General features: G+C 36.0%; 14 protein-coding genes. 10 read left to right on the plus strand and 4 right to left on the minus strand.

Annotation, left to right across the window (positions count from 1 at the left end; genetic code table 11):
* Positions 1 to 98: 98 nt before the first annotated feature.
* From DEU39_RS08085 to DEU39_RS08105, 5 genes are read left to right on the plus strand one after another with little or no spacing between them, the layout of a single operon-like run.
* Positions 99 to 632, plus strand: a complete 534-nt coding sequence (locus tag DEU39_RS08085; RefSeq protein WP_120231564.1) for a YceI family protein — start codon at positions 99 to 101, stop codon at positions 630 to 632.
* Between the two features lie 27 nt (positions 633 to 659).
* Positions 660 to 878 carry a tautomerase family protein gene (locus DEU39_RS08090; protein WP_120231565.1) on the plus strand — a complete coding sequence of 73 codons (219 nt, stop codon included), beginning with the start codon at positions 660 to 662 and terminating at the stop codon, positions 876 to 878.
* Between the two features lie 7 nt (positions 879 to 885).
* A complete protein-coding gene (locus tag DEU39_RS08095; RefSeq protein WP_120231566.1) occupies positions 886 to 1,620 on the plus strand; it encodes an SDR family NAD(P)-dependent oxidoreductase in 735 nt (244 codons plus the stop codon).
* Positions 1,617 to 2,069 carry a nuclear transport factor 2 family protein gene (locus DEU39_RS08100; RefSeq protein WP_120231567.1) on the plus strand — a complete coding sequence of 151 codons (453 nt, stop codon included), beginning with the start codon at positions 1,617 to 1,619 and terminating at the stop codon, positions 2,067 to 2,069. Before DEU39_RS08095 ends, DEU39_RS08100 begins: the two co-directional genes overlap by 4 nt.
* 12 nt (positions 2,070 to 2,081) lie before the next feature.
* Positions 2,082 to 3,173 (plus strand): NAD(P)H-dependent flavin oxidoreductase, encoded by a 1,092-nt coding sequence (locus DEU39_RS08105; protein WP_228436701.1) that lies wholly within the window; start codon positions 2,082 to 2,084, stop codon positions 3,171 to 3,173.
* Positions 3,174 to 3,180: 7 nt separating this feature from the next.
* Here the strand turns inward: DEU39_RS08105 and DEU39_RS08110 are convergent, their stop codons facing one another.
* Positions 3,181 to 4,536 carry a deoxyguanosinetriphosphate triphosphohydrolase gene (locus DEU39_RS08110; protein WP_120232222.1) on the minus strand — a complete coding sequence of 452 codons (1,356 nt, stop codon included), beginning with the start codon at positions 4,534 to 4,536 and terminating at the stop codon, positions 3,181 to 3,183.
* Positions 4,537 to 4,739: 203 nt separating this feature from the next.
* Between DEU39_RS08110 and DEU39_RS08115 the strand changes: the two genes are divergently transcribed.
* Both DEU39_RS08115 and DEU39_RS08120 read left to right on the plus strand, forming a co-directional pair.
* Positions 4,740 to 5,369 carry a class I SAM-dependent methyltransferase gene (locus tag DEU39_RS08115; protein ID WP_120231568.1) on the plus strand — a complete coding sequence of 210 codons (630 nt, stop codon included), beginning with the start codon at positions 4,740 to 4,742 and terminating at the stop codon, positions 5,367 to 5,369.
* Positions 5,370 to 5,458: 89 nt separating this feature from the next.
* Positions 5,459 to 6,193, plus strand: a complete 735-nt coding sequence (locus DEU39_RS08120; protein ID WP_120231569.1) for a DNA-formamidopyrimidine glycosylase family protein — start codon at positions 5,459 to 5,461, stop codon at positions 6,191 to 6,193.
* A 188-nt stretch (positions 6,194 to 6,381) separates the two neighbouring features.
* Here the strand turns inward: DEU39_RS08120 and DEU39_RS08125 are convergent, their stop codons facing one another.
* Both DEU39_RS08125 and DEU39_RS08130 read right to left on the minus strand, forming a co-directional pair.
* Positions 6,382 to 7,104: a LytR/AlgR family response regulator transcription factor gene (locus tag DEU39_RS08125; protein WP_120231570.1), complete on the minus strand. Its 723-nt coding sequence runs from the start codon at positions 7,102 to 7,104 to the stop codon at positions 6,382 to 6,384.
* Positions 7,104 to 8,180, minus strand: coding sequence for a sensor histidine kinase (locus DEU39_RS08130; protein ID WP_120231571.1), 1,077 nt, complete (start codon positions 8,178 to 8,180; stop codon positions 7,104 to 7,106). Before DEU39_RS08130 ends, DEU39_RS08125 begins: the two co-directional genes overlap by 1 nt.
* 249 nt (positions 8,181 to 8,429) lie before the next feature.
* Here DEU39_RS08130 and DEU39_RS08135 point away from each other — a divergent pair, with 249 nt between their 5' ends.
* From DEU39_RS08135 to DEU39_RS08145, 3 genes are all read left to right on the plus strand, one after another.
* Positions 8,430 to 8,801 (plus strand): hypothetical protein, encoded by a 372-nt coding sequence (locus tag DEU39_RS08135; protein ID WP_228436703.1) that lies wholly within the window; start codon positions 8,430 to 8,432, stop codon positions 8,799 to 8,801.
* Positions 8,802 to 8,808: 7 nt separating this feature from the next.
* Entirely contained in the window at positions 8,809 to 9,033 is a 225-nt protein-coding gene (locus DEU39_RS08140; RefSeq protein WP_120231573.1) for a hypothetical protein, read from the plus strand.
* Between the two features lie 360 nt (positions 9,034 to 9,393).
* Positions 9,394 to 10,050 carry a glycosyltransferase family 32 protein gene (locus tag DEU39_RS08145; protein WP_062675250.1) on the plus strand — a complete coding sequence of 219 codons (657 nt, stop codon included), beginning with the start codon at positions 9,394 to 9,396 and terminating at the stop codon, positions 10,048 to 10,050.
* Here the strand turns inward: DEU39_RS08145 and DEU39_RS08150 are convergent.
* Entirely contained in the window at positions 10,047 to 10,382 is a 336-nt protein-coding gene (locus DEU39_RS08150) for a DMT family transporter (RefSeq protein WP_120231574.1), read from the minus strand. The genes DEU39_RS08145 and DEU39_RS08150 overlap by 4 nt on opposite strands.
* Positions 10,383 to 10,749: the final 367 nt, after the last annotated feature.

Genomic DNA, 10,749 nt, shown 5'->3' on the forward strand with positions numbered 1-10,749 from the left:
TTAAAACAATTAATCTCTTCCTCTATTTTGTGAGGTACATCACGTAATTTTTTCCTCCAGTCGGCTGAACTTTGTGTCAATATTTAAAGCCAATAAAAATGGACACAAAAAATTTTAAAGTCAATACAGAAAACAGTACTATCGACTGGATCGGAAGAAAAGTAACCGGTGCTCACAATGGAACTATCGGTATAAAAGATGGAAACTTCACATTTGGAGAAGGGAAACCTGTCTCCGGAAAGTTCATCATTGATACCCGAGCCATCAAAATCCTTGATATTGAGGATACTGAGACCAACACCCAGTTTGCCAATCATCTGGCTTCTGATGATTTCTTTAATTCTGAACAGTTTCCTGAAGCTTATTTCGAAATCACGCATGCTGAACCGGGTGATGAAAACCTCTATTATGCAAAAGGAGATCTTACGATAAAAGGGATTACCCATCCTATCGATACAAGTCTACACATTGTAAAAACGGAAAACGTTGCTGTTTTGGATACTAAAATAGTGGTTGACAGAACAAAGTTCAACATCAAATTCAGATCTTCCAATTTCTTCACCAACCTTGGTGATACGCTGATCTACAACAATTTTGACTTAAACATCCATCTTGTAGCGGAAGCTTATTAATTCTATAACCTTAAAAATTTTACCATCATGCCATTCATCAAAGTAGATGTGCTTCGCGAAGATCTTAACCGCGAAACAAAACAACAATTAATCAGAAAAATAAGTGAAGCTGTCACTTCAGTTTTGAATAAGGATCCTCACTTAACCCATATTGTCATTAACAAGATTGAAGATGATAACTGGGGATATGCCGGAGAACAGGTTTCAATATTAAAAGAACAGGGATTTTCAACAGGAAAAAAATAAATCATCAATGAAAAAACAAACCGTAATAATAACAGGAGCCTCTTCAGGAATAGGATTGGAAACAGCACGTTATTTCTTAGACCGAGATGATAATGTCATAATCAATTCCCAAACGGCATCTAAACTACAGGATGTTTATAATGAACTTGGAGCCGGTGAAAATCTGGCAATGGTTGCCGGAAATGTTTCAGACAAAGCAACAGGTGAAGCGCTGGTAAAAACAGCTTTAGAAAGATTCGGATCTGTTGATGTTCTTATTAATAATGCAGGAATTTATGAAAATAAAGCATTTCTGGACGTTACCGAAGATTATCTGGATCGTTTTTTAACAACGAATTTGAAAGGAACATTCTTCACTACACAGGCTGTTATTCCTCAAATGATCAAACAAAAAGACGGTGTGGTAATTAATGTAGGAACGCCATTGGTATATCATGCCATTGCAGAGTCTCCTTCTACAGCACCAATTTCGAGTAAAGGAGCGATTCATGCACTGACTTTACAGCTGGCTGCAGAGTTTGGAAAAGATAATATCAGAGTCAATACCGTTGCTCCGGGATTGATCAGAACTCCAATGCATGGTGCAGACCTTGACAATAATTCAGGAATTCATTTGATCAATCGTATTGGAGAACCTGAAGAAGTTGCTCAGATGATTCATGCGATTGCTAAGAACACATTAATCTCAGGAGCCATCATCAATGTTGACGGCGGAATGGGTGCCGGGCATCATTTATCATGAAACTATCATTAATTATAGCATGGCTGCTCAGCTTTCCGCTGAGTAGCCTTGCACAAAATCTAAAGGATATGAAAACCAATCAGACCTCAGAAACTGAAATAAGAAATGTCATAGAGAATTATTATTTCAAAGGGATTTATGAAGGAAATACCGATATTCTTGCCAAAGCTTTTTATAAAGATGCTTTGCTTTTCGGAGACGTTAACGGAGTTCCCTATTTCAAAACTGCTAAGCAATATATTGAAGGAGTCGGAAGCCGTGTAAGCCCGGAAAAATCAGGAAAGGAATTTAATGCTGTAATTATCTCAATAGATATCATTAATTCGATTGCTGTTGCAAAATTAAATGTAAGGATGTATGATTTTAATTATTATAATTTCATAACTTTCAATCATATAGACGGGCAATGGATGATCGTTAACAAGACTTTGACCAATGTACAGCCTTAATTCAGATTTTTAATGAAAACCAATACAATCATGTGGAATAAAAATAGAATTACGGAATTACTGGGAATAGAATATCCTATTCTGCAGGGACCTTTTGGCGGAGGCCTTTCCACCGCTGAACTGACAACAACAGTGAGTAATCTTGGCGGATTGGGAGGTTTCGGAGCGTATACTTTGTCACCGCAGGAAATCTTTGACGTTCACAAAGCGATACAATCCAAAACGGATAAACCTTACAATCTCAATCTCTGGGTAAGTGATCACGATATCATTAACGAAGAATATACAAAAGAACAATATCAAAAGGCTGTTGAGACTTTCAAACCTTATTTTGATCTTCTGCAGACGGATATTCCTTCAACACCACTCCCTTTTGAATCGAGATTTCAAAATCAGCTGGAGGTGGTTTTGGATATAAAGCCTAAAGTTTTCAGCTTTATGTTTGGACTGCTTGGTGAAAACCTCATCGAAGATCTTCATCGTCAGGGAACGGTTGTTTTGGGAAATGCAACAACACTTGATGAAGCGATTGCTTTGGAAAAAACAGGCGTGGATGTTATTGTGGCTTCCGGTTTTGAAAGCGGTGGTCACAGACCTTCATTTCTGGATCAGGCAGAACTTTCTACTACGGGAACATTTGCTTTGATTCAATTAATTAAAGATCGTGTAAAAATTCCTGTGGTGGCTGCAGGAGGTATTGCCAACGGCCGTGGAATTGCGGGGGCTTTCAAACTGGGCGCTGATGCTGTACAGATCGGAACGGCATTTCTGGCAACTGAAGAATCCGGAGCGTTACCGATACACAAAGAGTTTTTATTTTCTGAAGCTGCTAAATCCACTACTTTAACCAGAGCTTATACCGGAAGATTAGGACGTGGAATTACGACAAAAATCACAAGAGATCTATTAGCTGCAACAGAAAAAACATTACCGTTCCCATTGCAGACGCATTTTATGGGGGCATTAAGAAAAGCGGCTTTGGAACAGCAAAAAAATGATCTGGTTTTCTTCTGGTCCGGTCAGATTGCGCCTCTTTTAAAGCATAAAAAAGCCTCCACTTTAATGCAGTCATTAATCGAAGAGGCTTCTGAATTATTACAATAAATAGAATCTACACGGTCATTCCGATGTCTATTCCTTTTATTTTTCTATATAAATCGGTAGCGTAATTGTCTGTCATTCCGGAAACGAAATCAATCACCCCAAGAACTTTCTGATAATCGGTTCCGTCATTGTAAATAAATTGCTTTGGAATTAATTTCAAAGCTTTTACATCATAGGATTTTCTTTGGTCATCAGGTTTCAGAATGGAAGGAATAAAGTGATCCAGCAATTCATACATTACGTTGTAACCGGCATTTTCAATCTCAACAACAGCTTTATGATTGTAAATTTTTTCTACCGAGAAACTTTCGATATCCTGCAGTGCTTTATTTTCTTTTTTATAAATATCAAGTAATCCATTACTAAGATTTCCTTCAAGAATTGTTTCAAAGTTATGCTTATACATCTCAATCGATTTGTTGATTAATGCATTGATAACTTTTGCTCTCAGATAAGATATCTGTTCATTTTCATTGGATATAGAACGTAACTTTGTTTCAATTCTCTGAACATCATCCGTTTCCGATTTTACGAGCTCGAAAAACAGGTTTTTACAGTCTGCTGTAGAAACAATTCCCAATCTGTGGGCATCTTCCATATCAATGATGTTGTAACAGATATCGTCAGCCGCTTCTACCAGCCACACAAAAGGATGCCTTTTGAAAATATGAGGTTCCTCACTTTCAGAAATAAGCTGGGTTTCTTTAGCAATTTCCAGGAATATATCTTTCTCATTCTGGAAAAAACCGAATTTCTTTCTGTGAATGACTCCTTTTTTCTTTGCAACCGCTTCACACGGATATTTTGCAATACTTGCCAGTGTAGAAAATGTCAGCTGGGTACCTCCTGCATCTTTTCCTTGTTGCTGCTGTGCCAATACTCTGATGGCGTTTGCATTTCCTTCAAAATTAACCAGATCTGCCCACTCCTTTTCATTGAATTTTGATTTCAGATCCTTTTCATTTCGTTCAAAATAGCTTGCAATGGCATCTTCTCCGGAATGTCCGAATGCAGGATTTCCCACATCATGACACAAACAGGCTGCCGCAATTACATTTCCTAAATTATAGAGATAAAAATTCTTTGAGTCTTCAGTGAGTTCATTTTTAAAATCTTCAGCAATAAATTCACCGATAATACTTCCTAAACTTCTTCCTACGGATGATACTTCCAGAGAATGCGTAAGTCTGTTATGCACAAAAACACTTCCCGGAAGAGGAAAAACCTGCGTTTTATTCTGCAGTCTTCTAAAGGCAGAAGAGAAGATAATTCTGTCGAAATCCCTTTGAAAATCAGTTCGTGAAGCTTTGGTCTGTGGATTGTTTCCTGTACGTTGATTGGTGAAAATCTGGTTTAAATTCATCATTTTTCAAAATTACTCCAAATTTTAATTGTATGGAATAGTATTTAGATTTTTATTAGTGAGATCTTTCATTCAAAAAATCTATGACAGTAAACGTTTTTTAGGGATCGGAAAACTTGATGAAATATTTTACATTTGGTGTAACTAATACATTGAAGATTATGAATGATTCTTCTTCATGTCAATTTTAAATTCTTAATATAATGACAGACAACACATGGCTCAACAGATGGGACGAAAGGTACAGCAGCGAAGAATTTGCGTATGGAACAGAACCCAACAATTATCTAAGAGAACAATTATCACAATTAACTCCAGGTAAAATACTTTTCCCCGCAGAAGGCGAAGGAAGAAATGCTGTTTTTGCAGCCACACAAGGATGGCTGGTTTCTGCTTTCGACATCAGTGCAAACGGAAGAGATAAAGCGTTACAATTGGCAGGGCAACAGCAGGTTATTATTGATTATCAGGTGGGAGAACTTTCCACTTTGGATTATCAGAAAGAGCAGTTTGATGCCATTGCGCTTATCTACGCTCATTTTCCGGGTGCGATCAAATCTTCTATTCATCAGATGTTAAATCAATATCTCCGTAAAGGTGGTTTCATTATTTTCGAAGCTTTCAGCAAAAATCATATTGAATATATTGCAAAAAACGAAAAAGTAGGTGGTCCAAAAGATATTGAGTCTTTATTCTCTATTGAAGAAATCAAAGCTGATTTTCCGGATTATGATATTATTGAATTAGCTGAAACAGAAATAGAGCTCAATGAGGGACTATTCCATAACGGGACAGGTTCCGTCATTCGTTTTGTAGGACAAAAACTGGCCTAAAAATATTTTAAACAGGGTTGTTTTGGGATAAAAATCAGGTTTTATGCAGCTATGGAATATTATTTGAATCTTTATCTCAAAACAAACGTATGCCTGAAGGTCCATCCATCATATTAATGAAAGAAACCTTGCAGCCATTTGCAGGGCAGCAAGTGACAGAAGTTTCAGGGAATGCCCAGTTTGAGAAAGATTCTTTCATTGGCCAGACTCTTCTCGAAATCCGTACTTTTGGAAAACAGACTTACCTAGTTTTTGAAAAGGCAGCTATCAGAATTCACTTATTAATGTTCGGTTCTTACAGTGTTGATGAGCAGACCAAACCGGATAAAAGTTTGCGTTTGGCCTTGTTTTTCTCTACCGGAAACATTTATTTTTATACCTGTTCCGTAAAATCCGTACCTATTGAATATCTTTCAGCAATTGATTGGGAAGCTGATGTAATGAGCGACCAATGGAACCCCAAAAAAGCCGAAGAAAAATTAAAATCCAATCCGAAAATGATGGTTTGTGATGCATTGATGAATCAGGATATTTTTTCAGGTGTAGGCAATATTATTAAGAATGAGGTTCTTTTCAGAATTGGTGTGCAGCCTGAAAGTTTACTGGGTAATCTTCCTGCTAAAAAAAGAAAAGAGCTCATTGCTGAAGCCAGGAATTACAGTTTTGATTTTTTGAAATGGAAAAGAGAATTTGTCTTGAAAAAGCACTGGCTGGTCCATACAAAATCGGTGTGCCCGGTTTGTGGACAAAAATTGGTCAAGAAACAAACGGGTGTGGGAAAAAGAAGAAGTTTTTATTGTGAAAAGGATCAGAAGCTTTATTGAATAAACCGCTATTCTCATGTTTTGGCTGAAGCCGTTGATTGTTTTTATTTATTTAACGGGCTAAAGCCCGTTGCTATTGAATCATAGTATTATATTTTTTCCCACTGATTACACGGATTTACACAGATTTTCTAATCATTTGACTGATATTGATTATTACTCATTATTCATTACCTAGTACTCATGTATTAGTCTGAGTTGAGAAGTCCTCCGGCAAATTTTGTAAAAAAATCTGCTCTGTATACTTCACCAAGAGGAATTTCGGAATCTTCAATGTATATATTATGATTGTCGAATGAATCTATAAAATTCATGTTCACTACGTAGGATTTGCTTACTCTGATAAAGGTTTCCCCGGAAATCTTCTGATGAATGGTTTTTAAATTCATTGCTGTGATCAGCTTTTGCTGCTTTGTATGAATAACGACATAATCTTTGAGCCCTTCAATAAATTTAATATCCGAAAAACTGATTTTATAGAATCTTCGTTCTGCTTTGATGAATAAAAAGTCTGCCGTATTAGATTCCACGGTATTTTTAACGGTATCTTTAGATAAAAGCTCTGTATAAAGTACCGCTTTATCAATTGCTTTTTTCAGCCTTTGGGGATCAATAGGTTTCAAAAGGTAGTCTACTGCTTCCAGTTCATAGCTTTTCAATGCATATTGAGAATAGGCGGTGGTAAAAATAATCAGTGATTTTTTCGGAAGCATTTCTGCAAATTCGAGACCTGTCACCATGGGCATTTCTATATCGAGGAAAATAAGATCTACCTCATTATCTTTAAGAAACTCAAGGGCAGACGGAGCATTGGAAAATTCGCCCAGGACATCCATACTGGAAATTTCAGCGATCAGCGATCTCATTTCGGCTCTTGCCAGCGGTTCATCATCAACAATAATACAATTCATCACACGGGAATTTTTAAATTTATAACATATTCTTTATCACTTGATTCCACCTTCAGATCAAAGGTATCACCGTAAAGAAGCTCTAGTCTTCTGGTAATATTAGCAAGCCCCAACCCGCTATTTTTACGGTCTGAAACTACATAACCTGCATTCCGTGAATTCACACACCTGAAATAAAGCTGTTTATTCTCAATATTGATGTCTATTTCTACATAAGACTCTCCTCCACTGAGATCTACACTGTGCTTCACCGCATTTTCCACAAAAGTGGTAAACAGATTGGGAGGAATAAAAATACTGCTCATTATTCTTTTCTCCACATTGACCTGAATATCAAAAGAGAAATTGTCACGTCTTATTTTTTCAAGGTTTAAAAAATTGGACAGAAAATCAATCTCTGAAGTCAGCAACGTTTTCTCTTCACTGTTTTCGTAGAGCTGGTATCTGAGAAACTCTGAAAGTTTTACAAGTACTACTGAAGCTTTTGCCGGATCTGTTCTGATGAGTGCTTTTACATTATTCAGCATATTAAACAGAAAATGCGGATTGATCTGATTTCTCAGTTCATTCAGTTCCATCTTCAGGGTAAGATTGCTCAGCTCATTGATCCTTTTATTATCACTGATCCATTTCTGCAGAAGCTTGATCGTAGTTGTTGTCATAATAATGGGTATGCACATAAGAACCCCTTCATAGATTCCTCCCTTTTCATTTTCTCTGAGAATATTTTTCACTCTGAATTCTTCAAAGAACATTTTAAAGCCATATCCGATAAAATTGAGTCCTGCAACCCCCATCAGAACAAGCAATGCCAGATAGGTGACATATTTGGTTTTAAAGAAAAATCTGGGAACCAATACATATATATTAATGTATACCATCGCAATCAGAATCGTATACACAAAAAACAAAACATAATACTGATAGATCCCTGAATACCAATGCCAGAACCTTGCACTGTAGATCAAAATGAAAAAGAAGATCAGAAACAGCAGATGTCTTCGGAGTCCGTACTTGGCTTCCACCAGAAAATCCATGACAAAGGTTTCTTCAAATTTCCACGGACTGTATTTCATATGATTAGGCTCATTTTATGATTAACAAAAATAGTCAATAACGTAAATTACAACTATTTTATTATACAAAACCTGTATTTTATTATACCAATTATCACACTCGGGGATTTTGTATAAAATACCAGCCATTTTGTATAAAAACAAATTTACACACTTCTTTTCTCTATTCCTTTGTACCATAAAATGACACATATGGAATTAACAGTCTTTCAAGAACTCACTCAGGAAATATCTCTAGAATGCTTTTTTATGACAGAATCTCAACAGGAAGAAAAAGTAATACAGCTCATTGATCTGCATCATTTTATAGAATGTTTTGATTCGGAAATGAAAATTCTCAGCTACCTCCACCATTCTATTAATATTGTAGAACATGAAGGAGAGAAAAAAGGTATTCTGTTTTGTGACCTTAAACATTCTGCTGTACCTGACAGCAATGCCTCTGAAGAGTTTAGAAGAAGATACAGATTGTCAGAACTCTGGTTTGTTTTTGTAGAGGAAACCTTTGTTCAGGATACTGCGTGCTATACGGATGCCATTATTGAAAACAGTCTGGATATCTTCTATGAGAGAATTTTTACCTTCAGCTTTTTCCAATCTATTATTCAGCCTTTAAAATAAACTACCGATGAAAACATTGAGAAGAGTAATTGTTCCCCTGGCAATTCTTCCTTTTAAAAACATTATTTATGCTCAAAAAAGGATAGTATTCCTTTTGAAGGTCCGTGCATTCTTTGCGGATAAAATCCCGCAGTCACGGAACTTCAATATTGAATATACTTTGACTTTGATAACCCCATCTTCTTTTTCTTCACAGTTACAAGGTCAGGATTTGCCGGAGGCTGGTTTTTGAGTACTGCATTGAGCTACCGTTATACTTCGATCAGGAACGAAACCTTCACTCTATTTCAATATTGGAATTTCTTATAACCCTTTTGAAAGACCGAGGGCAAAATAAATTTAAAATACCATCCGATTTTACAATATCACACCTTATTCCTGAACTTCCTCCATCGAGAGATTAAAAAAAAATTAAAATTATTCTCCACATTATTTAACCATTCGTCTAAAATAGAATCAAATCTCCAGCTAAGCATAAGCTATTTCAAAGATAGGTAACTCTCTATTTCAGGAAAAATCTTATTACTGCTACACATTGCTGATGAAAAAATGATTTCGGTTTTTACATAAGAATATACTTTAAAAAAAGAAAATGGCAGTACCCAAACAAATATTTCAGACTTTTATAACTAAAAAACTTCCTTTGATTACAAGGTATCACATCTGGAATATGAAAAGGAAAAATCCGGAATACCGCTATTTTTTCTATGATGACCAGGATATAGAGAAGTTTATCACCGAAGAATTTCCTCCAGAATATATCAAAAGCTACCGTAAACTGACTATTGGAGCGGCAAAAGCAGATTTCTTCAGGTATGCTATTTTATATAAAAAAGGAGGAATATACCTGGATATAGACAGCAGCACTATCAAACCGTTTGAAAAACTTATTCAGGAAGATGATGAAGCTGTGATCAGTGTAGAAAGACACGAAAACCTGTATGTTCAATGGGCTCTTATTTTCAATAAAAACCATCCTTTTCTTAAGAAGACATTAGAATTGATGATTGATAACATAGACACTCACCGCTATCCACATAATATCCATGCTACTACAGGTCCTACCGTATTCAGTAAAGGAATAAGGGAATCATTAAAGGAAAATCCGACCATTCCTTTTACATTATTTAACGGCATTGAGTTCAGAGGATATTTAAAATTCAAATATAAACTGGGAAAGTTCTTTTTATACAAAACAAGATCCCAGCACTGGAAACAGAAGCAGAAGCATCAGGAAATTATTTTTTAATGAGTTCCCATCTTTGAGAACACATTAATAATAATCACACCAATTACAATCAGGGCAATCCCGATAATGGCAGGCAGATCTGGAACCTGCTTGAATGCTATCACTCCAATCATCGTTATAAAAATAATACCTACTCCGGACCAGATGGCGTAGGTAATTCCTACGGGGATGTGGCGAAGGGTAAGACTCAAAAAATAAAATGCACAGGCATAACCAACAACTGTCACTACTGATGGCCAGAGTTTAGAAAATTCCTCAGACTTTTTCAGAAAAGTCGTGGCAATAATCTCAAATACAATTGCCAGTGCAAGAAAAATATAACTGCGTCCCATAAATTCATTCTTTCTGCAAAAGTAGTAAAAGCCCCCGGGGAATTCAAAAAGAAAATTCTTTCACACCACTCTATTCCCGGGATAAGCAATGTTTTGTTATCCAGCTCCTTCGAAACTTCAATAATTTTCATAAGCTTCTTATTTTCAAACCCATTTATTCTCATTGTCTGGATTCTACTGCCTCAAAATAATCGGTCAGCAGACAACTTTATTTTCATTTCTGGCATAAAATAATATTTCTCTATGACATGAAATGTGACAACTGACAAAAATTCCAGTGTAAAAACAAGTGTTAAAAATAAATTTTATTAACATAAACATCTATTTAAAGTGAAAAATTAAAGTTCAAAAATTACACCTTACACTA

It is taken from the genome of Chryseobacterium sp. AG363, from assembly GCF_003610675.1.
Lineage (GTDB): Bacteria > Bacteroidota > Bacteroidia > Flavobacteriales > Weeksellaceae > Chryseobacterium > Chryseobacterium cucumeris.